The sequence below is a fragment of the Dyella sp. 2YAF14 genome (assembly GCF_052114725.1).
In the GTDB taxonomy this organism is placed as follows: Bacteria; Pseudomonadota; Gammaproteobacteria; order Xanthomonadales; family Rhodanobacteraceae; genus Dyella.
Window position 1 is genome coordinate 106,437 of sequence record NZ_JBFRFH010000010.1, and the last position, 26,989, is coordinate 133,425.

The window sequence follows — 26,989 nt, forward strand, 5'->3', positions numbered from 1 at the left end:
GCCACGCCCGCCGGGATCGATCAAACCAGACCAACGTCGGATCGCGCCCTGCCCCGCACGGTCCAACTCAGTTTTCGCGACCGCCCATGAAGTCCGGCTCGCCATTGGCCTTCCAGTGGAACGGCATGATGTAAGGCGCGCGGCGTGCAGTGCACTTCCAGTCCGCGCCGCCATTGGCGTGGAAGATGATCCAGTCCTGCTTGCCGTCCTGCGATTTGAAGAAGCCATTGTGCCCCGGCGCATAGAAGCCTCGCGCCGGCGAACTGGCGAGCGCCTGCGTGGGCGATTTGCGCCATGACGCAGGGTCGAGCAGGTTGGCGTCTGCGGCGGCGCTCAGCAGGCCCAGCGAATAGCCGTCCGACCAGCACGCGCTGGCGGAATAGGTGAGGAACACCTGCCCGCGCGGACCTTCGATGAACTCCGGCGCCTCCAGGATCTTGCGGCCGCCCTGCATCTCCCATGCATAAGTGGGATGGGCGATATCCACTTGCGGCTCGCCCAGCGTCCACGGATTGCTCATTGGCGCGATGATCAGGTCGCTGTGATCGTCGACATAGGCGGAATAGACAAAGTAGCGCTTGCCGGCATGATCGAACACGGTGCCGTCGATGCCGGTGAGATGCGTCTTGAGCATGCCTTTGTCGATCCACTCGCCCTGGGTGGGATCGCTCGACGCATTCTCCAGCACCCACACGTGGCGATGCGCGTCGTCGTCATGCGCCTTGTCGGACGCTGAGTAATACAGGTACCACTTGCCGTCCAGGTAATGCAGCTCGGGCGCCCAGATCGAATGGGAGTTGGGACCTTCGGCCGGCGGACGCCACACCACCACCGGCTTGGCATCGGCCAGATGCGCCATGTCGGTGGTCTTGCGCAGCGAGATGCGGTTGCCTTCGGTGCTCGTGTAGTAATAGACGCCGTCGCGCTGCGCTACCCACGGGTCGGGCCCGGACGGCAGCAGCGCATGCATGGTGGCCGGCGGCTGCGCATGCGAGGCCGCGATCAGCAACATGCCAGCGATGGCGGCGAACGTGCGCTTCACGGCTGACCCGCCGTGGCGGCATCGCCGTCGATCTGCAGATAGTCGACGTCGACCACGTGGGCGCCGCCGTCCACGTCGATGGTGTTGAACCCGGGCAACAAGGACGCCGAGATGTTCTCGAGCAGCCAGCCGTCATCCGTCTTGGTGAGGTTGGCATTGGCAAGACGCGCACCATTGACGACGATCGCAGGCTGCGCCGCCAGTCCGAGATCGGCGTAGCGCACACGCAGCGCGTGTTCGCCGCCCGTACTGTTGACCACGAAGCGCAGGCGACCTTCGGGACCCGCACTCAGGCGCGCCTTGCGGAAACTGGACGCCTTTCGATCCGGCACGGAGACCGCGCCGGTGAACTGCGCGTCTTCGGCTTCGTAGCGATTGAAGTTCAACTTCGCCGTGTTGAACAGGATTTCGTTGTGCTTGACACTGGTCGGCGCCTCGGGCGACGACGAGGTGGTGACATGCAGCATGCGGCCGTCATCACGCAGCAGCAGTGCCTGCGTCCAACCCGCATGGATATTGCCGGTGCGCTTTTGTACCGGTGCACGTACTTCCCACCATGGGCCGCGACCGGAAGCGTTGTTCCAGTACAGCGAGCGGCCGCCTTCATCCGCACCGCCGCCGCCGCGTTCCGCGGACACCACAATGACGCCTTCGGGACCGCCCAGCGGGAACCACTGAACCACGGGACACGCGGCGGGCCAGAAGCCCGAGAGCGTCATCACCGGTTCGCCGTGGCGTTGCGGATCGCCCCAGTCCAGTCCGTCGCGACTGAACTTGATGAACACCTGGCCATTCCTGGGCCCATCGATGTTCTCGTACGTCATGGCATAGCGATGGTCGCCCAGGCGCGTGACGATGGCCATGCCGGGGCGCTCCACGCCACCGGGTATCGCCACATCCAGCACTTCCTTGCCCCAATGCTTGCCGCCGTCGTCGGAGACCTTGTGTCCCAGCGCCTGGTTATAACCCTCGGCCTTGTGCTGCTCGGTGGAGTAATAGGCCACCATGCGGCCGTCGTCGAGCACGTGGATATTGGATTCCCACACGCCCTTGTTGTCCTTGTCCTCCGGCCGCCCGCCGCCCTTGATGATGGAGCTGCGGTAATGCCAGGTCTTGCCGGCATCGGTGGAGGTATACATTTGCAGGTCTTCTTCGTTCACCCTGCCCTGCGCATCGTTGCCGGTGGCGTTGGCCGAGAGCACCAGCGTGCCTGCCGGCAGATCGCCGCTCGCGCGCTGCAGTTCAGTGATATGCGGTTGCCAGCGCAGCTGCCAGTTCTTGTCCTTGCTGTGCGTCTGATCGGCGACATTCATGAGGAAGCGCCAATGATCGCCACCGTCGCGGCTTTCCCACAGCGGAATGCCGTTCATACCGTCCTGTTCGAACGCCATCAGCAGGCGTCCCTTGTCTTCCGGCGAACCGTGCTCGATGCGCGTGATCGACACATAGCCCGAAGCGTCCGCCAGATGCGTGCCCACGGCGGGTTCAGGAGCATCCTGAGCGGTCGCACGGGTGGACAGCAACGTGGCGATGCAAACGGCCAGCGTGGACAAACCTAACGTCAAGCGAGTCATGCACGGAATCCCGGTTCACGCCTGCAACGGCGCACGATGAGTGAGCCTCCCAAAAAAGGAGGCGGGAAACGGCATGTCACTACCGTTCCCGCCAAGTGGGAGAGGATTACATCTTGAAGCGCACGCCCAGGCCGTAGGTGCGGTCCTGGTAACGGATGTCACGCGGGCGGGTGTCGCCATCGCCCCAATACTGATGCAGGTTCGCGCCAAGGATATTGGTCGCGTTGAACACTACGGTGAAGTACTTGTTGATGTCGTAACCGAGCGAGAAGTCGACCTGGTTGGCCGGCTTGATCTCGTCGTTCACGCCGGCCACGGTGGGCTGGTTGAAGCCATCGATGAAGCGGCTGCGGTAGTTGTAGGCCAGTCGTGCGGACCAGCCGAACTTTTCATACATCAGCACGGCATTGCCGTTGTTCTTGGACACGTTCTGCAGCGGCGAGGTGACCACCGGCCCGCCGATGAACTGCGGCGAACGCGTGGAACCTTCGATATAGGTGTAGTTGAGCTGCATGCCCAGGCCGTTGAACGGTTCAGGCAGGAAATCGAAGAACTGCTGGTACGCCACTTCCGCGCCATCGAGGTGACCCGAACCCGCACTCTGCGGCGAATTGAGCTGGAACGGCTGGCCACCGATGGTCACATCCGTCACGTAGTTCTGGATGTAGCCGTTGATATCGCGATAGAACACGCTGCCGCTCACGTAGCTGGCCGGACCAAAGTAATACTCCAGCGCCGCGTCGTAGTTGTTGGAGCGAATCGGCTTCAGGTCCGGATTGCCGCTGCTCGCCACTCCGGCGCGATTGATCGTGCCCGGGTTGAGCGACAGCGACGGGTTGAGCTGGCCGAAATCGGGATACGTCAGCGTCTTCGCCGCCACCAGGCGCAACTGCAGGTTGTCCTTGATGTGCAGGTTGAAGCTGAGGTTCGGCAAGTACACCGGCGAGTCGGTCGAATCGGACAGCGGCGAGTACACGTTGGTGGAAGCGTCATACGAGAACGCATCGAGGTTGCGCTTCACGCGTTCGATGCGCATGCCCATCAGGCCATCGAACGGCATGCCCCACAGCTCGTTGCCGTAACCAAACTGGAAGTAGCCCGCATAGGACTTCTCGTCGATGTGATAGAAGCGGCCCGGATTCTCCGCCGCCAGACCGGTCGGCACGCCGTACAGCGTGCGAATCGCATCGGCATTGTTGGTCAGGTAATTGAAGCAGCCACTGAGCCACGGCTGCGGGATCGCATTGGTGGTCGGCTGGCTGCAGAAGTAGCCGCTGGGGAAGCGCGCAATCACCTGGTTGGCCGGATTGGGATTGAGCGAGATATCTCCCGTGCCACCCGGCGGCGGCGTGGATACTTCAATGCTGCCGTTGTACTGCGCCTTGTGATCAGAATAACGCAGGCCGAAATCCACGTACTGGAAGAAGCTGCCGTTGATGTCGTAGTTGCCGTCACCACGCCACGCCGTCTGCTTGCCGCGCTGGTTGTTCCAGGTCTGGAACAAGCCGTTGAGGTAGTAGTTCGACGGATCGTTGGCCGGGTTGCCCGCAAGCTGCCAGTTCTGCGCGCCGTTCCAGACCGTTGTGATCGGCGCCTTCAGGAAGGTGTCGACAATAAAGGTCTGCTCATGGAACGAGGACGAGTTGAACGACAGGTCGGTCGACAGGTTCAGGCGATCGCCATGCCACTTCGCGCCGATCGAGTTCTGGATGTCGTGGCCCCACTCCTGGTGCGCCTGCGTACTGGTGGCCGCATAGGTGTTGCCGGTCCAGCTGCCGCTGGCCGCGTCGCAGATGGTCTGGCCGTAATAGGTGGAACCGGTCAGCTGATTGGCGTAGCAGTTATTGGTGACCTTGATGTTCTGCGGATCGACCGAGCCCACCGGGAAGCTGAAGAAGAACGGCTGGTTGTAGTTATCCGAATCCCAGTCATACAGGCCTTCGACATAGATCTCGGTGCTGTCGTTGGGCTTCCACTGCAGCGCGTAGTTGAATTCCTGACGCGTGCGGTCGCCGATGTTGTAGTCGGCGCCGAAGCCGTTCGGGGCGGAAATGAGATTGCCGCTGGACGTGCGCACGGGTGCGCCGGAACCATCGGTGAGCACCTTCGGGAAGTCGTCCCATACGGCGTTATAGGCGTAATGCTGGCGGTCGTAGCCCACATTCATCAGCGCGCCGAACTCGCCCAGGTCGGTCTTCCAGCGATCGCTGAGCAACACGCTGCCCGAGGGATCGGTGTGGTCGCCGTACTTGCTGTGCGTCTCGTTGACCGTCGCGGCCACCTTGCTGCCGTCGAAATCGAACGGGCGGAACAGCTGCATGTCGACCATGCCGGCGATGCCGCCGTCGGGCAGGCTGGCCTCGCTGGTCTTGTACACCTGCACGGTCTTCACCGCCGTCGCCGGCAGGTTCTGGAACGCGAATGCGCGACCGACACCGCTGAAGATTTCGCGGCCATTGAGCGTCGTGATCACGTTGGGCAGGCCACGGATCACCACCGAGCTGGTCTCGCCCTGGAAGCCCTGCGCCACCTGCACGCCGGTGATGCGCTGCAGTGCGTCGGCGACGCTGTTGTCCGGCAGCTTGCCGATGTCTTCGGCCACGATCGAGTCGGTGATCATGCGCGAATCCTGCTTGAGCGTCTGTGCGCTCTGCAGGCTCTCGCGCAAGGGCGTCACCACCACGCCCGACAGATTCACCGCGTCTTTCTGCTGTGCGTCGGAGGCGGTGGCGGGCTTCTTCGGTGCATTCGCCGGTGGATTGGTGGTGTCCGTCGACTGTTGCGGATCGGCCGGCGCGGCCGGTGCATCGGCAGCGTGCGCGACGCTGAACGATGCGGCGATGGCGGCTGCCAACAAGGTTCTCTGGATATGTGTGCGTATCATGGAAAGCCTCCCCTCAGAGGTCATGGCCCGCCAGCTCAGCCGGCGGCATCGTTATTCAGGACGCCGTCGTTCTCCGCGACGGCGCTAGAAGTTGAAAAGACGGCGCCGCCTCAGCGGACGGCACCCGCCGCTTGCATCGGAAACGTCACTGCATCCGCCGGCACCGTGCCGCGCGGCGCGTGCGACAGCGAACGAAGGATGTCGATCTCGCGCTGGCGATAAGGCTTGCCATCGGCATAGAACAGGTCGTGGAACCACAAGGTGGGCGGCGCCATCGTGTACGGGCGCTGCCACGAATCCCACGGCATATTGGTCTGCGACTTGCCGAGCACGAAGCCCCAGTTGACCATGCCCACGTCGGCCTTCTTGGCGATGGGCAACACGCCGTCGATGGTGGATCCGTTGCCGCGCGCCATGTATTCGGTACAGATCAACGGACGTCCATACGTCTGCAACTGCTTCACGCGACCCGCAAAGGTTTCCGGCCAGCTGTAGTCGTGGAAGCTGATCACGTCGGACTGCTCGAGCTGGGTGCGCTCCACCGCATTGAGCTTGGCCGGATCGGTCCAGTCGTCGTCGTGCCAAAGACCACTGGTGAGCGGCTGCACTGGCGCGGTGCTGCGCGCCCAGGCGAATACCTGCGGCAACAGCGCGGCTACGTGGTTGATCTTGTCGGCCGGCTCCTTGGCGTCGTAGTTGCCGCCACCCGGATTGTCCGGTTCGTTCCACACGTCCCACGCCAGGATGCGCTTGTCTTTGGCGAAGCTGCCCACGATGTCCTTCACGTACTGCTCCAGGCGCGGGACCTGGCTGGGATCAGTCATCGCCACGCCCGGGCTCTGCACCCAGCCGGAGTTGTGCACGCCGGGGATCGGCGGGTGCTGCGGGCCGAGCTTGGGCTCCGGATCCCAGCAGGAATCGAACAGCACGAAGATCGGCTTGATGCCGTGCTTGTCGGCGATGGTGAGGAAGGTATCGATGCGCTTCTTGAAGCCCGCCGCATCCTGCTGCCACAGCAGGTCGTGCAGGAACACGCGCATGGTGGTCATGCCGGCCTGCTGCGCCCAGCCGAACTCCTGGTCGATACGCGCGGGATCAAACGTGTCGGCCTGCCACATCTCCAGCTGATTGATGGCGTCGGACGGCAGATAGTTGCTGCCCAGCGGCCACTGCTGCCTGGCGTACCAGGTCTTGGCCTCGGCAGGCGTCCAGCGTTGCGACGCGTCGCGCGCATGGGACGGCGCGGCGATCGTTGCCGCCAGACCCAAGGCCACTGCCAAAAATGCGTACTTCATCAGCTCTCCCTCGATGCCGTCGCGCTTCATGCAGCGACGTAGTAGTTGCGCATGGACGCCTTGTTCGAAGACAAAGCGACCCTACGAGCGCCCTCGCGGGCGCCCTTGTTTCGAATGTTCGATAGGTCAGTGCGCTCCGCGCGCCGACTCGGTGGTGAACTCGTACACGATCAGGTTGCGGTACTCATGGCCCGGCTCCAGCCGTGCCGATCCGAACGACGCCTGATTGGGCGTATCCGGATAAAGCTGCGGTTCCAATACAAACGCGTCGCCCTGGCGATACACATGACCACCCGTGCCCACGGTGGTGCCATCCAGGAAATTGCCCGAGTAGAACTGCAGGCCTGGCTTGCTCGACTTCAACGTCAGCACGCGACCGAATGCCGGATCTTCCACGCGCGCAACCATGCGCAACGCAGGTGCTTCGTCCTTGCTGATCACCCAGTTGTGGTCATAGCCATGACCATTGAGCAACTGCGTGTCGTTGGTACGGATGTCGCGGCCAATGGGCTTGGCCTGGCGGAAATCGAACGGCGTGCCGGCGACGTTGCGGATCTCGCCGGTCGGAATGGAACCAGCATCGACCGGCAGGTAAGCGTCGCCGGCGATGGTGAGGCGATGGTCCATCACGCTGCCCGAGCCTTCGCCGGAAAGATTCCAATAGGCGTGGTTGCTCAGATTGACGATGGTCGTCTTGTCGGTGCTGGCGCGGTAATCGATGGAGAGACGGTTCTGCTCGTCGAGCGTGTAAGTCACCATGGCGGTGAGCTTGCCGGGATATCCCATGTCGCCATCGGGACTCTCATAGCTCAGCGTCACACTGGCCTTGCCGGCATCGTGCTTCACCTCGCCCACGGTCCACAGCACCTTGTCGAAACCCTTGCTGCCACCGTGCAGGGAATTGACGCCGTTGTTCACCGGCACGCTATAGGCGTGGCCGTCGAGGGTGAACTTGCCCTTGGCGATGCGATTGGCGTAGCGGCCGACGGTGGCGCCGAAATATTGGGGATTGCTCAGGTAATCAGCGAGCGACGAATAACCCAGCGCGATGTTCGCGCTCTTGCCGTTGCGATCGGGCGTGGCCAGCGACTGGATGCTCGCACCCAGCGCGATGATGCGCGCCTGCATGCCATGGCCGTTGCTCAGCACCACCGCATCCACCTTGCTGCCATCGGGCATGCTGCCGAAGGTCTCGCGCCTGGCGTCAGCCGCATGCGCGGCCATCGACAAAGTCGCCAGGCCAAGAATCGAAGCCATCAAACCTGCGCGCTGCATGTCCCTGGTGTCCCCTTCGCCGTATCACGATGGAGCGCATGCAATCACATTGTATGATTATCGTGCAAGTGTTCATCGGCACCGAATTTTTTCTTGGTGCGATGCGACATTGCGTGAAGTGGCATGCTCGAAAAAACCAAAAGCGGCGCTTTCATGCGATGTTCGGAGGCGAACACGGCGACGCTGGGGACGTCATGCGGATGAGAACTTTCTGCATTGCGTCATCGCATGTTCCTGCCAGCGCACACCCGGCCGGGACCAACGCACCAAAAAATCGCTGCGGACACCTTGGCATCAGCGGGCCAAGTTGCTTATAGTCCGTTTGTATGACAATCGAATCGGGCGCATCTAATATGCCTGCACGCGCACGGATCACCCTTCGTCAGGGCCAGGGGTAAGAGGATTTCATGAAGAAGCCGATCGCAGTTCGCAGCCTGTACGGGCATGTCATGCACGAGATCGGGCTGCGCATCGTCAGCGGCAAGGTGAAGCCCGGCGAGATCCTGCCGCGCGAGGAAACCCTCGCCGAAAGCCTGCAGGTCAGTCGTACCGCCTTGCGCGAGGCCCTGAAGGTGCTGTCGGCAAAAGGCTTGATCGAATCACGCACCGGCGTTGGCGCCCGCGTGCTCGAGGAGCGCTACTGGAATCAGCTGGACGCCGACGTGCTGGCCTGGCGTTGTGCCTCCATGCCCACCGACGACTTCGTGGACAAGCTGGTGGAAATGCGCGAGATCATCGAGCCGGCCGCCGCGGCTGCCGCTGCGCGTCGACGTACGACGACACAGCTGGCGCATATCGAAGAGGCGTACAACGCCATGGACGCCGCACAGACGCTGGACGAGTGGTCCACCGCCGACCTGATGTTCCATGACGCGGTGTTGCACGCCACCGGCAATGAGTTGATGCAGTCGCTGTTCTCGGTGATCGAAACGGCGCTGGGCACCTTCTTCACCTTGTCCGCACGCAGCGCCAGCGATTTCAAGTATTCGCTGCCCTATCACCAGAAGGTGCTCGAGGCGATCAAGCGCAAGCAGCCGGAAGTGGCGCGCAAGACCATGCTGGCGATGATTGCCGACTCGCAGACCAACCTGCATCGCAGCCGCGGCAAGGCGCGCAAGAAGGCCAGCGCGTGAACACCGCGCTTATCGGCCTGGACTGGGGTAGCACGCAGCTGCGTGCCTATCTCTATGACGGTCAGGGCCAGGTGCTGGAGAAGCGCACGTTCTCGCACGGCATCCGCCATCTTCCCGAGGGCGGCTTTCCGGCCGCCTTTGCGCAGGCCGTCGAACACTGGCCCGAGCTGCCGGTGCTGGCCTGCGGCATGGTGGGCAGTCGCAACGGCTGGCTGGAAGTGCCTTATCTCGATACGCCCACCAGCGTCGATCGGCTCGCCGGTGCGCTGAGCACGTTAGCTGCCGATGGCCGCACGCTTCATCTCGTGCCGGGCCTGCGCGATCCCGCGCGTCCCGATGTGATGCGTGGCGAGGAGACCCAGGTCGTCGGCGTCGTTGCGCAATCGCCGGATGTCGCCGGCCATGGCTGCCTGTTGCTGCCCGGCACGCACAGCAAGTGGGTGTCGCTGCGCGATGGCATGGTGACTGGCTTTGCCACCGTGATGACCGGCGAGCTGTTCGGCCTGCTGACCCAGCATTCGATACTTGGCGCGCAACTGCCGCCCGCCATCGATGACGACAACGCGTTTCGTCGCGGCGTCTCGATGGCGCGCGACAGCGGCGCGGCCGGCGCGCTCTCGTGCGTGTTTTCGGCGCGCACCCTCATGCTCGACGGCGTGCTTGCCCCCAGTTCGGTGACCGACTACCTGTCCGGCCTGCTGATAGGCGACGAAATGCGCATCGCTATCGCCGCCGGCTGGGCCGATCCATCGTCCAGCGTGCACATGGTGGGCGAAGGTGCGCTATGCGATCGCTACCTCAAGGCAGCGGCGATGTTTGGGCTCACCGTCCACAAGGCGCCCGATGCCACCACCTCGCACGGCCTTTGGCGCATCGCCGAAGCCGCCGGCCTGATCCCCACGCAAGCAACGGCATAAACGCATGAAGTCATGGCTTGATCCACTCCCCCTCGTCGCCATCCTGCGCGGCCTGACGCCCGACGAATCGGTGGAGATCGGCCGCGTGCTGGTCGACGCCGGTTTTCGCATGCTCGAAGTGCCGCTCAATTCGCCGCGGGCGTTCGACAGTATCCGTCGCATGGTCGACGCACTGGGCGATGGCTATCTGATCGGTGCAGGCACCGTGCTCGACCCTGCCGACGTCAAGAACGTGGCTGATGCTGGCGGCCGCCTCATTGTGATGCCGCATGCCGACGTCAACGTGATTCGCGCGGCCAAGCAGGCAGGCCTCTATTGCGTACCGGGTGTCGCCACACCAACGGAGGCGTTCGCCGCGCTTGCCGCCGGTGCCGATGCGCTCAAGCTGTTCCCTGCCGAACAAGCCAGCCCCGCCGTGCTCAAGGCATGGCGCGCGGTGCTGCCCAAGGATCTCGCGGTGCTGCCGGTCGGCGGCATCGCGCCCGACAACATGGGACCGTGGCTGGCCGCCGGCGCCGGCGGCTTCGGCATCGGTTCCTCTCTCTACGCTCCCGGCCGTCCGGCCAGCGATGTCGCGGCGCGCGCACGCGCGTTCGCCGACGCCTGGCGCAGCCACTCTGATGCACAAGGATCGCATGCATGAAGATCACCCGCCTCACCACCTTCCTGGTTCCCCCGCGCTGGCTGTTCCTGCGCATCGAGACCGATGCGGGCATCGTCGGCTGGGGTGAGCCCATCGTCGAAGGGCGTGCACACACTGTCGCTGCGGCCGTGGATGAGTTGTCCGACTACCTGATCGGCAAGGACCCGCGTCATATCGAAGACCTGTGGAATGTGATGTATCGCGGCGGCTTCTACCGCGGTGGCCCGGTGCTGATGAGCGCCATCGCCGGCATCGACCAGGCGCTGTGGGACATCAAGGGCAAGGATCTGAACCAGCCCGTGCATCAGCTGCTGGGCGGCCCGGTGCGCGATCGCATTCGCGTGTACTCGTGGATCGGCGGCGACCGCCCGGCCGACACGGCGCGTGCCGCGAAGGAAGCCGTGGCGCGTGGCTTCACCGCGGTGAAGATGAATGCCACCGAAGAACTGCAATACGTCGACACCTACGACAAGGTCGAGCTGGTGATCGAGAACGTGCAGGCGATCCGCGACGCGGTGGGCCCGCATATTGGCATCGGCCTGGATTTCCATGGCCGCGTGCACAAACCGATGGCCAAGGTGCTGATGCGTGAACTCGCCCCGTTCAAGCTGATGTTCATCGAGGAGCCGGTGCTGTCCGATCACCTCGAAGCGCTGCCGGAACTGGCCGCGATTTCGCCGGCGCCGATCGCGCTGGGCGAGCGCCTGTACACGCGCTACGACTTCAAGCGCGTGCTGCAGATGGGCGGCGTGGACATCATCCAGCCCGATCCCTCGCACTCGGGCGGCATCACCGAAACGCGCAAGATCGCCGCCATGGCCGAAGCGTATGACGTGGCACTGGCGCTGCACTGCCCGCTCGGCCCGATCGCGCTTGCTGCGAATCTTCAGCTCGATGCGGTGTGCCACAACGCCTTCATCCAGGAACAGAGCCTGGGCATCCACTACAACGCCGGCAACGATCTGCTCGACTATGTGAAGGATCGCAGCGTGTTTGCCTACGAGGATGGTTTCGTCGCCATTCCGAATGGACCCGGCCTGGGCATCGAGGTCAACGAAGCCTACGTGGCCGAGCGCGCCGCCGTGGGTCACCGCTGGCGCAATCCGATCTGGCGCCATGCCGACGGCAGCGTGGCGGAGTGGTAAGCATGGCGTACGCGAGCTATCCCAGCCTGATCGACCGCCACGTGTTCATCTCGGGCGGCGCCACCGGCATCGGCGCGGCCTTCGTGGAGCATTTCGCGAAACAGGGCGCGCGGGTGTCGTTCATCGATATCGATCAGGCCAATGGCGAGCAACTTGTGGAAGGTCTCGCCGCCAGCGCACATCGCCCTTTGTTCGTACGTTGCGACGTCACCCAGCTCGACGCGCTGGAAGCCGCCATCGCGACGGCGCGTGAAGTGCACGGCCCCATCGGCGTGCTGGTGAACAATGCGGCCAACGACGTACGCCACGAATTCGGCAGCACGACGGCAGCCGAGTTCGAGCAGAACATGGCGATCAATCTTCGCCATCAATATTTCGCCACGCAGGCCGTGCGCGACGACATGCGTTCGCTGGGCGGCGGGTCGGTGATCTGCCTGGGTTCCACCGGCTGGATGAAGAAGAACGCCGGCTATCCGATGTATGCGATGGCGAAATCCGCGGTACACGGCCTGGTCAATGGCCTCGCTCGGGAGCTGGGCCGCGACCGCATCCGCATCAATGTGCTGGTGCCCGGCTGGGTGATCACCGAGAAGCAGCGTCGCCTGTGGCTTGATGCCGAAGGCGAAGCGGAGATTGCCCGCGTGCAGTGCCTGCCCGGCTATCTGATGGCCGACGATCTGGCACGTGCGGCGCTTTTCCTCGCCGCCGACGACAGCCGCATGTGCACCGGCCAGGACTTCATCGTCGACGGTGGCTGGGTATGAACATCCGCGCCGCTGTCGCCATGCAGGTGCACAACACGCTGGGCGAAGGCGTCACCTGGTGCGATCGCGGCCAGGTGCTGTACTGGACCGATATCCACGCCAGTACGCTGTGGCGCTACCGCCCGCACGACGGTGCACTTCACCAGTGGAGCATGCCCGAGCGCCTCGGCAGTTTTGCGCTGTGCGAAGCGGACGGCTGGCTGCTGCTGGGGTTGGCATCGCGTCTGGCGTTCTTTCATCCATCCACACACACGTTCGTTGGCATCACCGACGTGGAAGCCGAACTGCCCACCCGACTCAACGACGGTGGCTGCGATCGCCAGGGCCGCTTTGTGTTCGGCACATTGCATGAGCCCGCAAGTGGGCCAAAGAAACCGGTGGGTGGTTTCTATCGTCTCAATCATGACTTGTCGCTGGAGCGCCTGCCCTTGCCGGGCGTGGCGATCAGCAACAGCATCGCGTTCAGTGCGGATGGCGGCACGATGTATTTCTGCGATTCGCCCACGCGCACCATCCAGTGCTGCGATTACGGCGATCAGGTATCCAACGTGCGCCACTTCGTGACGCTGGACGATGCACGCGGCGAACCCGATGGTTCAGCCATCGATCGCGACGGCGGCCTGTGGAACGCCCAATGGGGATTGGGCCGCGTGGTGCGCTACACGCCGGCGGGCCAGCTCGACCGCATCATCGACGTGCCTGCATCGCAGCCCACCAAACCGGCCTTCGCCGGCACGGATTTTTCGACGCTGTACATCACCAGTGCGCGCGACGGTCTCGACGAGGCCGCGCTCGCTGCTCAACCCTATGCCGGCGCGTTGTTCGTCGCCGATGCAGGTTTTCGTGGCTTGCCCGAACCGCGTTTCGCCGGGCCGCCGCCACACGTCATCGCTGCCGCCTAGGGACCGCGGCTCAAGCACACCAGCCCATTAGAGGCACCACTATCGCCAGCGGGGGAGTTTTTCCATGAATGCCCAAGTCATCTCGCCAGCCTCGGCGCAAGCCAAGGTCACCATCATCTTCACCTGTGTGCTCGCCGCGTTGGCGGGCCTCATGTTCGGCCTGGACATCGGCGTGATTTCCGGTGCCACGCAATTCATCCAGGCCGAATACAAAGTCAGCGACCACATGATCGAATGGATCGTGAGCTCGATGATGTTCGGCGCAGCCGTCGGTGCGGTAGGCGCCGGCTGGTTGTCGGCCACGCTGGGCCGCAAGCGCTCGCTGATCCTCGGTGCCGTGTTGTTTATCCTCGGTTCGCTGCTGTCGGGCGGCGCGTGGTCGCCGGAAACGCTGATCGCCGCGCGCGTGGTGCTCGGCCTGGCGATTGGCCTGGCGACGTTCACTGCACCGCTTTATCTGGCCGAAGTGGCGCCGGAGCGCATCCGCGGCGCGATGATTTCCACCTATCAGCTGATGATCACCATCGGCATCCTGGTGGCGTTTCTCTCGGACACCGCATTGAGCTACAACGGCGCCTGGCGCTGGATGCTCGGCATCATCGCGATTCCCGGCGTGCTGTTCCTGCTCGGCGTGATGTTCCTGCCGGATAGTCCGCGCTGGCTGATGATGCGCGGTCGCCGCGACGAGGCGATCGAAGTGCTGCAGCGCCTGCGCGGCGACAGCGTCGTGGTGGCGCGCGAGGCCGCTGATATCGAAGAGCAGCTCAAGACCCCGCAACGCGGCTGGCATCTGTTCAAGGACAACCGCAACTTCCGTCGCTCGGTGTGGCTGGGCGTGCTGCTGCAGCTGATGCAGCAGTTCACCGGCATGAACGTGGTGATGTATTACGCGCCGCGCATCTTCAAGGAAATGGGCTACGACACCTCGGCGCAGATGTGGTTTACCGCGCTGGTCGGCCTCACCAATGTGCTGGCCACCTTCATCGCCATCGCGCTGATCGACCGCTGGGGCCGCAAGCCCATCCTCTACACCGGCTTTGCCGTGATGGCCGTAGGCCTGGGTGTCGTGGGTACGATGATGAACAACGGCATCCACGACCATGGTGCGCAGATCTTCACGGTGACGATGCTGCTGATCTTCATCGTGGGTTTTGCCATGTCCGCCGGCCCGCTGGTGTGGACGCTGTGCTCGGAGATCCAGCCGCTCAAGGGCCGCGACTTCGGCATCGCCTGCTCCACCTTCACCAACTGGATCTGCAACATGATCGTGGGCTTCACCTTCCTGAGCCTGCTCAACGGCATCGGCAATGCACACACGTTCTGGTTGTATGCCGCGCTCAACGCGGTATTCATCCTGGTGACGTTCTGGCTGGTGCCGGAGACCAAGGGCGTGACGCTGGAGCAGATCGAGCGCAACCTGATGAGCGGCAAGCGGCTGCGCGAGATCGGCCGCTGATCTTTAGTTGAAAGCTGCGTCTGACCAAGGCTGCCGCACCGAAAGGTCGGCAGCCTTTTTTATCAGGTGCCGCGCGGCTTGGCCCGATGCGTCGGCGCGGCCGTCCACGGATCATCCGGCCAGGGATGACGCGGGTAGCGTCCCTTCAATTCCTTCTTCACCTCAGGGTAGGTGCGCTCCCAGAAGCCCTTGAGATCCTGCGTGACCTGGATCGGGCGACCCGCGGGCGAGAGCAGGTGCAACGTGACGGGAATGCGTCCGTTCGCCACGCGCGGCGTGTCAGCCAGTCCGAACAATTCCTGCAGCTTCACTGCCAGCACCGGCGCTTCGCCTTCGGCGTATTCGAGGCGACGCGTCATGCCGCTGGGCACAGTCAGGCTTTCCGGAACCTGCGCATCAAGCTGGCGGCGTTGCTCGTAATCGAACAAAGAGCCTAGCGCCTGCGAGAGTTCTTCCGCGCTCAAGGCGTCGAGGCGACGCTTGCCGTTGAGATACGGGGCGAGCCAGTCTTCCAAAGTATCCAGCAGCGCCGTATCCGAGATATCGGGCAGACCCAGTTCCGGCACCCATCCACGCAAAGCCTGCATGCGTGCGCGCAAGCGTCTGGCGTTATCGCTCCACGGCAAGGTATCGATGCCTTTCGCCCGCACCGCGGCGAGCAATGCCGGCAGCGCGTCTTCAGGCTTCACCGGCACGCTGCGTCGTTCCAGCACGATGTTGGCGAAGCGGTGTTCGTCGAAGGCTTCCACCGCGTTGCGTTCGTCGTTCCAGCGCAAGGCGCGTTCGCGTTTGAACTGCGCCGGGTAGTCCCGCTCCAGCACGCGGTAATCGATCGGCGCGGCCGCGAGAATCAGGCTGTCCCGCGCCTCGAAGCGCAGGTCCAGCGCCACCAGCCACGGCTCGCCGTGCAGCGCAGTATTCTCGTGCAGGCGCGCACCACGACCATTGGCTAGCGTGTAACGCAGCGGGTTGTTGTCGTCGCGGCGCGCCACGCGATCCGGGAACGCATGCAAGAGCAAATCGCCCACGGCATGGCTGTCCGGCACACCGCTTGCCGCCGAACGCATGTCCAGGCGACGACGCCAACCTTTGCTCGCCAGCTCGATGGCCGCAAGCGCACCGGCGTCCGCACCACCGCGCGCGCCCGCGGTGTGACGATCGCGCCACACATGAAGCGCGCTCACGCGGGCACGGAAGTCATCGCTGCGCGCCTGCTCACCGCGCAGGGGCGAGCGCGCTTCCATCAAGGCAAGCAGATCGGCGACCAGCGCGCGCAATTCAGGCTCGGCGCGCAAGGCCGCCGCACCCAGCCGTGGCGTGGCGCCGAGTTCGAGCATCTGGCGACCGAGCGCGGTGATGCGCCCATCTGCCGTCAACGCAGTCAGCTGCACGAGCAACTCACGCGCCTGCGCCAAGGCACCCGAGGGCGGCGCATCGAGCCAGGGCAGCGTGTTGCCGCTGTTCGCGGTGATGCCCCATGCGGCGAGTTCCAAGGCAAGCCCCGACAACTCGGCTTGCGCCATCTCGGCCGTGCGCGACGGATCCAGTCGTTTGCTTTGCGGCCACAGGCGGTACGCCGTCCCTTCGGCGACGCGACCGGCACGACCGGCACGCTGATCGGCCGAAGCCTGCGAGACATTCACCGTCTCCAACCGCGTGAAGCCGGAGTTGGGATCGAAGCGCGGCTCGCGCGCCAGCCCGCTGTCCACCACCGCACGGATGCCCGGCAGCGTGACACTGGATTCGGCAACATTGGTGGCGAGCACCACACGCCGCGTACCGGGCTCCGCCGGACTCAACGCGGCCTGCTGTTCGGCCATCGACAGTTCGCCATGCAAGGCCACGATGTCGATGTTCTCGTCCAGTGACGATGCCAGCACAGCCTGCGTGCGCGCGATCTCGCGACGGCCGGGCAGAAACGCCAGCACGTCGCCGGGGTTTTCCTCCAGGGCCTGACGCACCACACGCGCCAGCTGATGCTCGGTGGTCTCCTGCGCGCGAGCGGCGGGATATTCGACCCGCACGGGAAAACTGCGACCCGGACTGCTGATCCGCGGCGCATCGAGCCACTGCGCGATGCGCTCGCCATCGAGCGTGGCGGACATCACCACCAGTCGCAGCGCCGGACGCAAGGTGCCCTGTATGTCCAACGCAAACGCGGCACCCAGATCCCCGGCGAGATGCCGCTCATGGAATTCGTCGAACAGGATCGCACCGATGCCGGTGAGCTCGGGATCGTCCTGGATCATCCGCGTGAGGATGCCTTCGGTCACCACTTCAACACGCGTAGCCGCGCTGACCTTCGCCTCGAAGCGAATCCGATACCCCACCGTCTGCCCCACCTCCTCACCCAGCTGCCTGGCCATGAACTGCGCCGCCGCCCGCGCAGCGATGCGGCGCGGTTCGAGCATCAGGATTTTGCCGTCGGCGAGCCAAGGTTGATCGAGCAGCGCCAATGGCACCTGGGTGGTCTTGCCGGCCCCGGGCGGCGCTTCGAGCACGAGGCGCGGATGTGCCGCGAGGGAGCTTGTGATCTCGGGCAGGAGGGGGGTGATGGGAAAGGATGAGACGGTGTTCATCAGGGGATGATAGCGGGGTGCGGATTGGCGTCGCGTGGGTGGCTTTTGCCTGTTCGCGCGTTTGCGATGCATGACGGTGTTGGAATGACACAGTCAAAACCGGGCGCACCCGCTTGTCTGTGGGAGCGCACCCTGTGCGCGACAGCCGCGCATGGGTGTACCGCTCCGTAGGTCTGTCGCGCACAGGGTGGTGCGCTCCTACAAGAGGTGTGCCAGGCCTGCAAAACGCCGGGCGGCATTTTCAGGCCGCCCGCAGGAAAGAGAGAAACCCGTTTACGGATGCGCCGTCGTACTCGCCGCCCCCGCGCCAGGACTGGGCGCTGCCGCCCCGCCCGCTGCAGTACCCGTCGCCCGCAACGGCGCCAGCGATTCAAACTTGCGCTGGTATTCGTCCGTCACCTGCTTGGCTTCTTCACTGCTGGTGATCACGCGCGGCGTGATCAGCACGATGAGTTCGGTGCGGTTGCGGTTGTGATTGGTTGTGCCAAACAGCCGACCAATGATTGGCACCCGATTGAGACCGGGGATGCCGGTATCCGTGCTGTTCTCGTTTTGCTGGATCAGGCCGCCGAGCAGAACAGTCTGGCCGCTTTGTACGGCGATTTGCGTACCCACGGCGCGTTGCTGGATGGTGAAGTTGCCTTGCGAGTTGGCTGAGCCGGTCGTGTTGCTCACCTGCTGCTGCACATTCAGATACACCAGCCCGCCGGGATTCACGCGCGGCTGCACGTCAAGAATGACGCCCGTCGGAATATAGCTGACGCTGCTTGCCGTCGATCCGGTGGTGTTGAGGCCGGTCACGATGGACGTCTGATTGATCGGCACCTGATCGCCGACCTGGATGTGTGCGACTTGATTGTTGAGCACGACCAGCGACGGCGCCGACAAGGTTTTGGTGTTGCCATTGGTTTCCAGGGCGCGAATGGCCACCTGGAACTTGCCGTTGGTGCTCAGGAAAGAATAGAAGAGCGGCTCGCCTGCGTATTGGTTGCCACCCGAACCCAGCGATATCTGACGATGCGCGCCTGGCGGAATATTGGTCGCGCCGTTGACGTTGCCGTTGCTGTCATAGCTGGGCGTGCTGCCGGCCAGGCCCTGCAGATACCACTGCACACCAAACTCCAGCTGCCCCGTGAGATCCACCTCGAGGATGCGCATCTCGATCTGCACCTGCAGCGGCACGTTGTCCAGGCGCTTGATGGCTTCTTCGATCTCCTTCCACTGCGACGGGCGCGCACGCACCATCAGCTGGTTGTTGGAGTCGACCGAGCCGATGCGGATGGAACCATCTTCGGAGACGTACTGTTGCCCGGCGCTGTTGTTGCCGCTGGCATTGTTGCTGGAACCAAACGAAGACATGCCGCCGGCGGCACTGCCGCCCGTGTTTCCGAAACCACCGCCCGTGCCCGTTCCCGTCGTACCGAAGCCGCCCGTGGTGCCGGTCGTACCCGTCGTTCCCGTGCCGCCAAAGCCACCGGCGTTACCAAACCCTCCGCCCACGCCATTGACGCTGGGCGAGCTGCCGAAGCTGCCCGCCGTGCTGCCCATGCCGCTGGCATTGCCACTGGCGTTGTCGGTGCCCAACGTGGAACCGGTGAGGCCCGGCCCGACTTTGCCGGCATCGTTGCCGCCGCCATTACCGCGCGTGTAGATCTGCCCGAGGTACTGCGCCAGATCCGACGCCTTGAGGTTGCGCACGTCGTAGACGAACAACTCCGGCTCATTGCCGCCGCCACGATCGATCCGGGTGATCCAGTCACCCACTTCCTGCAGATACTGCGGTTGGCTGCTGATCACCACGATGGCGTTGGTGCGTTCGATCGGCAGGAAGCGCACCATGCCGGCCAGTGGCGTGTCGCCCTTGGGGCCGAACATCTGATCGAGCTGCCCACCGAGTTCGCTCACGTTGGCATGTTGCAGGCTGAACACGCCCACCGACATGCCGCGCAGCCAGTCCACGTCGAAGGTGTGGATGGTGCGCTGGTAGTTGTCCAGCTCCGCCGTGGTGCCCGAGAGCACGATGACGTTGCGCGAGGGATCGGCCAACAGCACCGCGTCGGTGCGCGCGAAGGGTTTGATCAGTTTCTGCATCTCGGTAGCCGAGATGAAGCGCAATGGGAACAAGCGCGCCTGCAGGCCACCTTGCGGTGCCACCGCATTGAGGCTGGGCACGAGGTTGCCGCCCACGGCGTCTTTGGCCGGCATCACCACGTATTGACCGTCGCGCATCACCAACGCGTTGTTGGTCCACGACAGCAGCGTTTCCAGAATCGGAATCGCCTGGCTGCTGTCCACCGGCTCGGAGGTGGAGAAGGACACATTGCCCTGCACGCCCGGCACGATGGTGTAGTTCTGCTTGAGCAGGTCGCCGAGGATGGCCTTCACCACCGCCTGCACCGGCTGGTTCTCGAAGTTGAAGGTCACCGCACCGTCGCCGCTGGCCGCCTTGCGCGGCTGGCTGAGTCCGGTGGCGCGCACAAACTGGCCGCTGCCTTCGCTCAGTTGCGGCTTGGGTGTGACACCCTGATCGGGCGTGGTGTTGCGTGTGTTCAACGGTAACGGTGGGGGCACCGGCTTCTCGGTGCCGGCCATGGCCTCGCGCTGCAACGCGCCGTCGTCGCTCCGGGGCGGCGGCAGCGTCTGACAACCGGCCAGCCACAGGGCCAGGGTGAGCGTACTGATGCGGGTCAACCGCGGCGTGCGCTGGATGGACATGGCTTTAATGGGCTCCCTGGGGGGGCGCCGCCTGCTGTTGGGCGCGGCGCTTCTGGATGGCTTCTTTCAACAGACGAATGCGATCGGCCTGCGCGTCCACCCCGTTGGGCGACTGCAAGGCAGGATTGGGCGTATTCGTTGGGTTGGCGGTATTGAACATCGGTCCGCTTTGCGGTGCCGGCACCGGGCCGACGGCCATGCCCGGTTGCGGTGGCGGGGCCGGCGGCGCATTGCCGTCGGCCTTGGGCATGTCGATCGGCGCACCGGCCGGCAATTGCAGTTCGGTGCGGCCAGTGCCCGATTCGAACACGGCCGAGCGCGGCTTCAGATCGACCAGGCGCCAGCTGCCATCGGGCAGCGCATCCCCCTGGCGCACGCGCACTTCGTGCTCGCCGCTCTTGTCGCGCAGCAAAGCCATGTGCAGCGGCGGGGTGAGGATGATGCCGGTGAGCTGCATGTCGCCCAGGCTCGCGCCACCGGCGGCGGCATGCATCGTCGGTTTGCGGTCGTTGCTGAAGAGCGGCTGTGTCCACACGGCGGAGAACTGCGCCAGTGGCACGGGCGGCGGCAGGCCCTGGTCGTGCGTCGGTGGCAGAGGCGCCGCCGGGCGCTGGGCGCCCCAGGACACGCCGCGTCCCACACCGGCCAGCAAGACCAGCAGCAGCGCACCGAACAGCACGGCCACCGTGCCGAGCACAGGCGTCAGGCGACGTTGGGCGGCGGCGTTCATGGCGCGGCTCCCTGCGTGTCGCCGTTCGTCGCGCGTGGCTGGCGCACATAGCCGGACAAGGTGAATTGCACTTCCAACGGCGCCGCGGCTTGCTGCATCGCCGCCACCGGATTGCGGTAGATGCTCAGGTCATCGACGAACAGGTACGGCGTGCCCTGCTCCAGATCGTGCAGCGTTTCGGCCAGCGGCTGCACATCGCAGCGCAGGGTGATGCTCACCGCCACCTTGCGATACGGCTCGTCCGGCGCGGCGGGTGGATTGGTCACCGGCATTTTCTGCGTGACATCGCACGAACCGCCCTGCGGATGCGCGGCCACCGCATCGACCACGCGCTGCATCAAACCGGCAGCGGCGGCGTTCGGATCATCTTCCGGCAGGAAGGCGTGACTGGCGGCCTGCCCTGCGCCCATCGCGGCGATGCGTTGCTGCAGCTGCGGCTTCTCGGCGATGGCGGCGGCATAGCGCGCATGCGTGTCGCGCAGGTCGTCCATCTCCGCGTGGATCGATTGCAGCGGCGCGACGAACCACCAGTGCAGCAGCGCGAAGTACGCGACCACCAACACGACCAGCAGCAACAGCACCGCCGCGATGCGGCTTTCGCGCGGCTTGAGCGTCGTCATCTTCATGGTGCGCTCCCTGAAGCCGCCGGCGCCTTGGGCTTGGCATCGTTGGGCTTGCGCAGCTGCGCCACCATGTAGAAGCGCTCCTTGCCCGTCGAAGGGTCGACCTGGATGGTGCCCTGGAAGTTCGCATCGGTGATGACGGGTGAGCCCTTGAGTGCATCCACCAGACGCGCCGCCTGTGGGCTCTGGCCCTGGAAACCGACCTGCCCGCTATTGTCGATGCTCAAACGCTCCAGCCACGCCGTGGTGGGCAGTCGCTGGCTGATGTCCTGCAAGACGCCGAGCGCCGATACCGTGCGCTTCTTGCGTTCGGCAAGAAAACCGGCAGCGCCGGCGTTGTCCTGCAATTGCTGACGCAGTCCGGCCACCTGCTGCGCATCCGCGCGCATCGCTTCCACTTCGCCGCGCATCTGGTCCAGTGCGCTGGCGCGGTTATGCAGGAACTGCACTAGCGACAGCAGCAACAGCACCATCGCTGCAGCACCCAGCGCAAAATTCAGTCGTTGCCGCGGATGCTTGCGGCGCAGGGCGAGTTCCGCCGGCAGCAGGTTCGCGCCCAGGCGATCCGCGCCGAACGACACATCCACGGCATCCACCTGCAAACCCGAGGCGGCGAGTTTGGCCAGTACGGGATCCAGCGCCTGGCGCGGCACCACGACGAGTTCTGCGGCGAAACGCCCCGGCGGTGCGGGTGCGCGTATTTCGCGCACGTCGTAGCGCACTTGTTCGACGCGGAACGGCGTTTGCCGATCCATCTCGAAGGCGCCGATCTGGGTGAGATTGTCGCGCGCCGCCAGCGGCAGGTTCAGGCGCGGACGAAGGACATGGGTGGGATCCAGGCATAGCGCCATGCGCAGGTCTTCGGCATCGATGCCGCGCAACGCATCGGCCAAGGCCACCTGCTGACTGGCGGGATCGAGCTGGCTGCTCCAGCTCGCCAGCACTTGACTGCTGCCAGCTTTGCGCACCGTCCATTCGTCGCCTTCCAGCTGGAGCAGATACCAGGCCAGGCCGCCGCCAAAGCGGCTGTGCCAGGATGCTGGCAACAGCCCCTGCAGCTCACTGCCCCACCACGCAAAAAAGCGCGGCATGGGCGAGCCACGCCACGCACGACGTGCGCGATCGAACTGCAACTGCAGCGGCTGCGTTGTCGTATTCACTCGCCCTCTCCCTCCTGCCAACGCAGCACGGTATACGGCAATGCGCCCGGGCGTATGCCCTGTAATCGCACCGTGGCGCGCAGGATCGCGCGCGTACCGTCAGCCAGCGTGGCCTCCGCACGAATACTATCCGTTACTCCCTGTATAGCGACCAGGCCCGGCTGTTGCGGACCAGCGCCACGGGACGCGGCTATGGCCTGGGCCTGCTGCGGCGTCATTCCGGGCACGGCGGCCAGGGCCAGCGCCGGCGCGGTCTGCGGATCGGGCGAGGGCCGGCCCGACCACAGCGTGACCTGCGAGGCCACCGCGCGATACGTCTTGGGAGTCATGCCCAGCACCATCTGCAACTCCTCGACGGTGCCAAACGGCCCGTGCCGGGGACCGTAGTCCAGCCCGGCATTGGCATAGGCGGCATTGGGCACCGTGCCCGCGGGTGTATAGGAAAAGCTGCGCCAGTCCACGATATTGCGGGCCAGTGATTGCGCGTCCATGTCGGACATGCCGGCGGCACGAAAGAAGTTCTGCAGCACATCCGGCGTGGCGGCGTTGAGATCGACCTTGCCGGTCTCGCTGATGATGCTGATGATCACCTTGGCGCCATCGAACGCAAACGGATAGTTGCGGCCATCCGGCACCCAGCGCTGGTCCTGCTGCGGATCCTGCAAGGCATAGATGGCGCGCATCACCCCCGCTTCCGCCGCGTAGTGCGCCTGGGTCTGCGCAAACTGATAGCGCGCCTGCAGGCCTTCGGTGCGCGCCAACATCGCATAGCCGCCGACCAGGATGGCCAGCAGCGTGCACGCCCACAGCACCACCAGCAGGGCCACACCGCGCTGGCGCTGCAAGGCCGCGTTCATTGCGTGCTCCGGCGCTGCAGGCCCTGCAGCAGATCCACGGCCTGTCCCTGCACTGCGGTCACGTCGACGCGGATCGGCGCATCGAGCAAAGGCCACGTAGTCGTGCCATCCAGCTGCAGGGCGACGCGCACGATGCGCGGCATGGCGCGCGTGTCATCCCACTCGTCGCTCCACTGCCCGGCGCGATCCTGCGCATCGGCCGAGCGATAACTGAATTTGCCGCCGCGGATGTGATCCACCAGCACTTCAGGATCGCCCACCGGCTTGGGTGCGCTGCCATCGGGCGGCATGACCGCAAAGCTCGCTTCCAGCCGCGAGGTGCCGTCGCGGTTATCCACCAGCTTCAGCTGCTGCAATTGCGGCCCCAGCTTGCCGAGATAACCGGGCAGCGGCGCGACAAATTTGAGCTCTCGCGCATCGCCCTTGAAGTAAAGCGGATCGCCCTTGTCGGTGTGCGCCAGCGGCACGGCGCGCGCCTGCGCCAGTTCACGCCTGAGGAATTGCTGTGCCGAGCGCACTTCGTCCATGCGTTCGATCGACGCCTCGCCGGAGCGCACGGTATGCGTGGCCGTGCGCACACCGGAATAGACACCCAGCAGCAGGATGGCGAACAGCGCCAATGCGCCAAGCACCTCCAGCAGGGTGAAGCCGCGTGCACGATGGACGGCGTGATGCTTCATGAGGTCCTCGCCGGACCGAGCACACGCAAAGTGCTGAAATGCGCCGAACGCGGGTGCACCGATGGTCCCCAGATCACATCCAGGTCGAGCTTCAGCACGCGTACGGGCATGTTCTGACCAACCGGCGCCTGACTCCACGGCGTCACCACCAGGCGCCAGCGATAGTTCGCGTCGAAGCGACCTTCGGTGCTACCCGCTTGCAGAGGCGTGGTGATGTCCACGGTATCGAGCATTGAGCGCGCCCACATCGCGGCCTGGCTGTGGTCGTCCGCATTGCGGGTGAGCTGGATGGAGCCGCCCGCCACTTTCAGCAAGGCCGTAAATGCAATCGCGAGCAGCAAGGTCGCCGCCACGACTTCGAGCAGGCTGAAGCCGCGCGCGTGCCGCTTCATCGCTTTGCACTCACGTCAGCGACGCTGACGGCACCGGTGAGCCACGACACATTCACGCGCCACTGGCGCCGCTCGCGCTGCAGCGTGATGTGGCCGCCGGTGGAACTGCCATCGGGGAAGAAGCGGATGCGGCCGGTGTAACTGTTGACCTGGTCTTCCTTCGCGCTGGTGATCCCTAGGCGCATTCCCGAGGGAAGGCGCACGCTGGGACCGTTGTCTGCGCGATAGGTGTTATCGCGTGTATCGACATCGAAGGTGTGTTCGTTGCCGTGCACGATGGCCTGCGTGCGCACACCGCGCAGCGCAGCGGCGAGTTCACCGCTCGCGGCGTTGACGCGCGCACTGGCCAGGCCCTGCGTCACCGACACCGCGACGGCGGCCGCCGCGATGCCGATCAGCAGAATCACGGCCAGCATTTCGAGCAGGGTAAAGCCACGCGCCGCACCCGAAGTGCAGTGGGTTGACGTGCGTGGCGATATCCCTCGCATGCTTACTGCCAGTTGCCCACGTCAGCGCTGTAGCCATCGCCGCCGGGCTTGCCGTCCTGGCCGTAGAAGATCAAGTCGAAGGCACCGTGATCACCGGGGGCCTTGTAGCCAAACTCATGGCCCCACGGATCGTGCAACTCCGACTCCTTCGCATACGGCCCCTGCCAGTTGCGCGCGTTGGCCGGCTTCACCATCAGGTCCTGCAGCTGCTGCGGCGGGGCGCCGTTGTCGAGCGCATAGTTCTCGATCTTCTGGCTGAGCGTGGTGAGCTGGGCCTTGCCCGCGCCGTACTTGCCCTTGTCGACGTTCTTGCCGACCTGGGTCACCACCACCGCGCCGATGATGCCGATCAGCACGATCACCGCCAGCATTTCCAGCAGGGTGAAACCGCGCGCTGCCGTATGACGGCCGAAAGTCCTTTGTCGCATGGGGTACCTCATCGTGGTTCGAAAGCAGCTCTAGAAAGGGATTACTGGATATGGCTGGTCAGATCGAGCATCGGCAGCAGGATGGCCGCCATGATGAAGGCCACCATCACCGTCATCACGATGGTGAGCGCGGGCACCAGCGCCGCCAGCAGGCGGTCGATGGCGCGGCGGCTTTCCAGCTCGAAGGTGTCGGCCACCTTGAGCAGCATGGTGTCGAGCTGGCCGGCTTCTTCGCCCACCTGCACCATCTGCAAGGCAAGACGCGGGAAGCGCTGCGCCTGGGCGAGCGCAAACGACAAGCCGGCGCCTTCCTTCACCTGCTCGGAGGCCTGCGCCAGTGCCAGATCCAAGGCCTTGTTGCCGGTGACCTGGCGGGCAATGCCGAGCGAGGTCAGCAGGGGCACGCCGTTCTTGAGCAAGGTGCCGAGGGTGCGGGCGATGCGTGCCGTCTCCACTTTGAGCAGCAGCGGGCCGACCAGCTTCATGGTGAGCAGGCGCGTGTGCCACGCCAGCTTCGCCGCCGGATCGCGCAAGCGCGAGCGGGCAATCAGTACGCCGAGAATCAACAGGATCAGCAGCGCCCACCACCAGCTCTGCAAGGTGTTGCCGATCGCGAGCACCACCTGGGTGATCAACGGAATCGGCACCTGCATGTCGTCGAAGATGGGTACGAACTGCGGCACCACATAGGCGAGCAACAACAGCAGCGAGCCGAGCACACCGACCATCAGGAAGGCCGGATAGATCAACGCGTTGATGATGCTGCCGCGCAGCTGCTGCGAGCGCTCCAGATAGTCGGCGAGGCGACGCAGGGTGTCTTCCAGCGAACCGCCCGCTTCACCGGCACGCACCAGGCTGATGTAGAGCTTGGGGAACACGCTGTGCTCATCATCCAGTGCCTGCGACAACGGCGTGCCGCCGCGCACGCGGTCGCGCACGCGCTCGATCAGCTGCTTGGCGCTGGCGCCTTCGGGCAGATCCATCAGGATGCCGAGCGCGCGATCCAGCGGTTGGCCGGCGCCGAGCAAAGTGGCCAATTGGTGGGTGAACTGCGCCAGCTGATCGCCGGTGAAGGCGCCGCGCTTGAACCAGCCGGCCATACCGCCGCTGGCGGCGCCGCTGTCGGCGGCGCGCGCATCGAGCGGCGTGTGGCCTTGGTCCTGCAGACGGCTCACCACCTCGTCGAGGCTGGCCGCTTCCATCTGGCCTTGCAGCATTTCGCCGGCGGCGCTAACGGCGCGGTAGCGGAATTGGGTCATGCGACTAACCTCCTCTCCCCGTCGGGGAGAGGATTGAGGTGAGGGGCG

Annotated in this window: 23 protein-coding genes; 7 read left to right on the forward strand and 16 right to left on the reverse strand. The window is 64.7% G+C overall.

Annotated elements, in window-relative coordinates; genetic code table 11:
* Positions 1–67: 67 nt before the first annotated feature.
* The 5 genes from AB4Y82_RS14770 to AB4Y82_RS14790 all read right to left on the reverse strand — a co-directional run bounded on the left by AB4Y82_RS14770 (position 68) and on the right by AB4Y82_RS14790 (position 8,052).
* Positions 68–1,042: a glycoside hydrolase family 43 protein gene (locus AB4Y82_RS14770; protein ID WP_441611443.1), complete on the reverse strand. Its 975-nt coding sequence runs from the start codon at positions 1,040–1,042 to the stop codon at positions 68–70.
* Complete coding sequence (locus tag AB4Y82_RS14775) at positions 1,039–2,616, reverse strand: exo-alpha-sialidase (protein ID WP_441602825.1); 1,578 nt, start codon at positions 2,614–2,616, stop codon at positions 1,039–1,041. Before AB4Y82_RS14775 ends, AB4Y82_RS14770 begins: the two co-directional genes overlap by 4 nt.
* A 106-nt stretch (positions 2,617–2,722) precedes the next feature.
* Positions 2,723–5,500, reverse strand: coding sequence for a TonB-dependent receptor (locus AB4Y82_RS14780; protein ID WP_441611445.1), 2,778 nt, complete (start codon positions 5,498–5,500; stop codon positions 2,723–2,725).
* A gap of 110 nt (positions 5,501–5,610) precedes the next feature.
* Positions 5,611–6,795 (reverse strand): 1,4-beta-xylanase, encoded by a 1,185-nt coding sequence (locus AB4Y82_RS14785; RefSeq protein WP_441602823.1) that lies wholly within the window; start codon positions 6,793–6,795, stop codon positions 5,611–5,613.
* A 126-nt stretch (positions 6,796–6,921) separates the two neighbouring features.
* Positions 6,922–8,052, reverse strand: a complete 1,131-nt coding sequence (locus AB4Y82_RS14790) for an aldose epimerase family protein (protein WP_441611447.1) — start codon at positions 8,050–8,052, stop codon at positions 6,922–6,924.
* A 425-nt stretch (positions 8,053–8,477) separates the two neighbouring features.
* Here AB4Y82_RS14790 and AB4Y82_RS14795 point away from each other — a divergent pair, with 425 nt between their 5' ends.
* The 7 genes from AB4Y82_RS14795 (at position 8,478) to AB4Y82_RS14825 (ending at position 15,030) form a co-directional block, all read left to right on the forward strand.
* On the forward strand, positions 8,478–9,203 hold the full coding sequence (locus AB4Y82_RS14795; RefSeq protein ID WP_441602821.1) for a FadR/GntR family transcriptional regulator: 726 nt from the start codon (positions 8,478–8,480) through the stop codon (positions 9,201–9,203).
* On the forward strand, positions 9,200–10,120 hold the full coding sequence (locus AB4Y82_RS14800; protein WP_441602820.1) for a 2-dehydro-3-deoxygalactonokinase: 921 nt from the start codon (positions 9,200–9,202) through the stop codon (positions 10,118–10,120). The genes AB4Y82_RS14795 and AB4Y82_RS14800 overlap by 4 nt, the downstream gene beginning before the upstream one ends.
* A 4-nt stretch (positions 10,121–10,124) precedes the next feature.
* Positions 10,125–10,763, forward strand: coding sequence for a 2-dehydro-3-deoxy-6-phosphogalactonate aldolase (locus AB4Y82_RS14805; protein WP_441602819.1), 639 nt, complete (start codon positions 10,125–10,127; stop codon positions 10,761–10,763).
* The gene (gene dgoD, locus AB4Y82_RS14810; protein ID WP_441602818.1) at positions 10,760–11,908 is read left to right on the forward strand and encodes a galactonate dehydratase; all 1,149 of its coding nucleotides are present in this window, start codon (positions 10,760–10,762) and stop codon (positions 11,906–11,908) included. Before AB4Y82_RS14805 ends, dgoD begins: the two co-directional genes overlap by 4 nt.
* Before the next feature lie 2 nt (positions 11,909–11,910).
* Positions 11,911–12,672 (forward strand): SDR family NAD(P)-dependent oxidoreductase, encoded by a 762-nt coding sequence (locus AB4Y82_RS14815; protein ID WP_441602817.1) that lies wholly within the window; start codon positions 11,911–11,913, stop codon positions 12,670–12,672.
* On the forward strand, positions 12,669–13,574 hold the full coding sequence (locus tag AB4Y82_RS14820) for an SMP-30/gluconolactonase/LRE family protein (RefSeq protein WP_441602816.1): 906 nt from the start codon (positions 12,669–12,671) through the stop codon (positions 13,572–13,574). Before AB4Y82_RS14815 ends, AB4Y82_RS14820 begins: the two co-directional genes overlap by 4 nt.
* 64 nt (positions 13,575–13,638) lie before the next feature.
* Positions 13,639–15,030 carry a sugar porter family MFS transporter gene (locus AB4Y82_RS14825; RefSeq protein ID WP_441602815.1) on the forward strand — a complete coding sequence of 464 codons (1,392 nt, stop codon included), beginning with the start codon at positions 13,639–13,641 and terminating at the stop codon, positions 15,028–15,030.
* Positions 15,031–15,092: 62 nt separating this feature from the next.
* On the opposite strand, the gene hrpB is transcribed toward AB4Y82_RS14825, so the two are convergent.
* The 11 genes from hrpB to gspF all read right to left on the reverse strand — a co-directional run bounded on the left by hrpB (position 15,093) and on the right by gspF (position 26,941).
* Positions 15,093–17,609: an ATP-dependent helicase HrpB gene (hrpB, locus tag AB4Y82_RS14830; protein ID WP_441602814.1), complete on the reverse strand. Its 2,517-nt coding sequence runs from the start codon at positions 17,607–17,609 to the stop codon at positions 15,093–15,095.
* Positions 17,610–17,882: 273 nt separating this feature from the next.
* Positions 17,883–20,324, reverse strand: coding sequence for a type II secretion system secretin GspD (gspD, locus tag AB4Y82_RS14835; RefSeq protein WP_441602813.1), 2,442 nt, complete (start codon positions 20,322–20,324; stop codon positions 17,883–17,885).
* A 4-nt stretch (positions 20,325–20,328) separates the two neighbouring features.
* On the reverse strand, positions 20,329–21,054 hold the full coding sequence (locus AB4Y82_RS14840) for a hypothetical protein (RefSeq protein ID WP_441602812.1): 726 nt from the start codon (positions 21,052–21,054) through the stop codon (positions 20,329–20,331).
* Positions 21,051–21,680: a type II secretion system protein GspM gene (gspM, locus tag AB4Y82_RS14845; protein WP_441602811.1), complete on the reverse strand. Its 630-nt coding sequence runs from the start codon at positions 21,678–21,680 to the stop codon at positions 21,051–21,053. The genes AB4Y82_RS14840 and gspM overlap by 4 nt, the downstream gene beginning before the upstream one ends.
* Positions 21,677–22,837: a PilN domain-containing protein gene (locus AB4Y82_RS14850; protein WP_441602810.1), complete on the reverse strand. Its 1,161-nt coding sequence runs from the start codon at positions 22,835–22,837 to the stop codon at positions 21,677–21,679. Before AB4Y82_RS14850 ends, gspM begins: the two co-directional genes overlap by 4 nt.
* The gene (locus AB4Y82_RS14855; RefSeq protein ID WP_441602809.1) at positions 22,834–23,694 is read right to left on the reverse strand and encodes a general secretion pathway protein GspK; all 861 of its coding nucleotides are present in this window, start codon (positions 23,692–23,694) and stop codon (positions 22,834–22,836) included. Before AB4Y82_RS14855 ends, AB4Y82_RS14850 begins: the two co-directional genes overlap by 4 nt.
* Entirely contained in the window at positions 23,691–24,374 is a 684-nt protein-coding gene (locus AB4Y82_RS14860) for a prepilin-type N-terminal cleavage/methylation domain-containing protein (RefSeq protein ID WP_441602808.1), read from the reverse strand. The genes AB4Y82_RS14855 and AB4Y82_RS14860 overlap by 4 nt, the downstream gene beginning before the upstream one ends.
* Positions 24,371–24,766 (reverse strand): type IV pilus modification PilV family protein, encoded by a 396-nt coding sequence (locus tag AB4Y82_RS14865; RefSeq protein ID WP_441602807.1) that lies wholly within the window; start codon positions 24,764–24,766, stop codon positions 24,371–24,373. The genes AB4Y82_RS14860 and AB4Y82_RS14865 overlap by 4 nt, the downstream gene beginning before the upstream one ends.
* Positions 24,763–25,254 (reverse strand): GspH/FimT family pseudopilin, encoded by a 492-nt coding sequence (locus AB4Y82_RS14870; protein WP_441602806.1) that lies wholly within the window; start codon positions 25,252–25,254, stop codon positions 24,763–24,765. The genes AB4Y82_RS14865 and AB4Y82_RS14870 overlap by 4 nt, the downstream gene beginning before the upstream one ends.
* Positions 25,255–25,256: 2 nt before the next feature.
* The gene (gspG, locus tag AB4Y82_RS14875) at positions 25,257–25,682 is read right to left on the reverse strand and encodes a type II secretion system major pseudopilin GspG (RefSeq protein ID WP_441602805.1); all 426 of its coding nucleotides are present in this window, start codon (positions 25,680–25,682) and stop codon (positions 25,257–25,259) included.
* Between the two features lie 41 nt (positions 25,683–25,723).
* The gene (gene gspF, locus AB4Y82_RS14880) at positions 25,724–26,941 is read right to left on the reverse strand and encodes a type II secretion system inner membrane protein GspF (RefSeq protein WP_441602804.1); all 1,218 of its coding nucleotides are present in this window, start codon (positions 26,939–26,941) and stop codon (positions 25,724–25,726) included.
* Positions 26,942–26,989: the final 48 nt, after the last annotated feature.

What these genes read in the sequence shown, in the direction of transcription:
- AB4Y82_RS14775 (WP_441602825.1), bottom strand. Translation starts at nt 2,616, where the DNA reads ATGACTCGCTTGACGTTAGGTTTGTCCACGCTGGCCGTTTGCATCGCC.
- AB4Y82_RS14780 (WP_441611445.1), bottom strand. Translation starts at nt 5,500, where the DNA reads ATGATACGCACACATATCCAGAGAACCTTGTTGGCAGCCGCCATCGCC.
- AB4Y82_RS14785 (WP_441602823.1), bottom strand. Translation starts at nt 6,795, where the DNA reads ATGAAGTACGCATTTTTGGCAGTGGCCTTGGGTCTGGCGGCAACGATC.
- AB4Y82_RS14790 (WP_441611447.1), bottom strand. Translation starts at nt 8,052, where the DNA reads ATGGCTTCGATTCTTGGCCTGGCGACTTTGTCGATGGCCGCGCATGCG.
- AB4Y82_RS14795 (WP_441602821.1), top strand. Translation starts at nt 8,478, where the DNA reads ATGAAGAAGCCGATCGCAGTTCGCAGCCTGTACGGGCATGTCATGCAC.
- AB4Y82_RS14805 (WP_441602819.1), top strand. Translation starts at nt 10,125, where the DNA reads ATGAAGTCATGGCTTGATCCACTCCCCCTCGTCGCCATCCTGCGCGGC.
- dgoD (WP_441602818.1), top strand. Translation starts at nt 10,760, where the DNA reads ATGAAGATCACCCGCCTCACCACCTTCCTGGTTCCCCCGCGCTGGCTG.
- AB4Y82_RS14815 (WP_441602817.1), top strand. Translation starts at nt 11,911, where the DNA reads ATGGCGTACGCGAGCTATCCCAGCCTGATCGACCGCCACGTGTTCATC.
- AB4Y82_RS14820 (WP_441602816.1), top strand. Translation starts at nt 12,669, where the DNA reads ATGAACATCCGCGCCGCTGTCGCCATGCAGGTGCACAACACGCTGGGC.
- AB4Y82_RS14825 (WP_441602815.1), top strand. Translation starts at nt 13,639, where the DNA reads ATGAATGCCCAAGTCATCTCGCCAGCCTCGGCGCAAGCCAAGGTCACC.
- hrpB (WP_441602814.1), bottom strand. Translation starts at nt 17,609, where the DNA reads ATGAACACCGTCTCATCCTTTCCCATCACCCCCCTCCTGCCCGAGATC.
- gspD (WP_441602813.1), bottom strand. Translation starts at nt 20,324, where the DNA reads ATGTCCATCCAGCGCACGCCGCGGTTGACCCGCATCAGTACGCTCACC.
- AB4Y82_RS14840 (WP_441602812.1), bottom strand. Translation starts at nt 21,054, where the DNA reads ATGAACGCCGCCGCCCAACGTCGCCTGACGCCTGTGCTCGGCACGGTG.
- gspM (WP_441602811.1), bottom strand. Translation starts at nt 21,680, where the DNA reads ATGAAGATGACGACGCTCAAGCCGCGCGAAAGCCGCATCGCGGCGGTG.
- AB4Y82_RS14855 (WP_441602809.1), bottom strand. Translation starts at nt 23,694, where the DNA reads ATGAACGCGGCCTTGCAGCGCCAGCGCGGTGTGGCCCTGCTGGTGGTG.
- AB4Y82_RS14860 (WP_441602808.1), bottom strand. Translation starts at nt 24,374, where the DNA reads ATGAAGCATCACGCCGTCCATCGTGCACGCGGCTTCACCCTGCTGGAG.
- AB4Y82_RS14865 (WP_441602807.1), bottom strand. Translation starts at nt 24,766, where the DNA reads ATGAAGCGGCACGCGCGCGGCTTCAGCCTGCTCGAAGTCGTGGCGGCG.
- AB4Y82_RS14870 (WP_441602806.1), bottom strand. Translation starts at nt 25,254, where the DNA reads ATGCGAGGGATATCGCCACGCACGTCAACCCACTGCACTTCGGGTGCG.
- gspG (WP_441602805.1), bottom strand. Translation starts at nt 25,682, where the DNA reads ATGCGACAAAGGACTTTCGGCCGTCATACGGCAGCGCGCGGTTTCACC.
- gspF (WP_441602804.1), bottom strand. Translation starts at nt 26,941, where the DNA reads ATGACCCAATTCCGCTACCGCGCCGTTAGCGCCGCCGGCGAAATGCTG.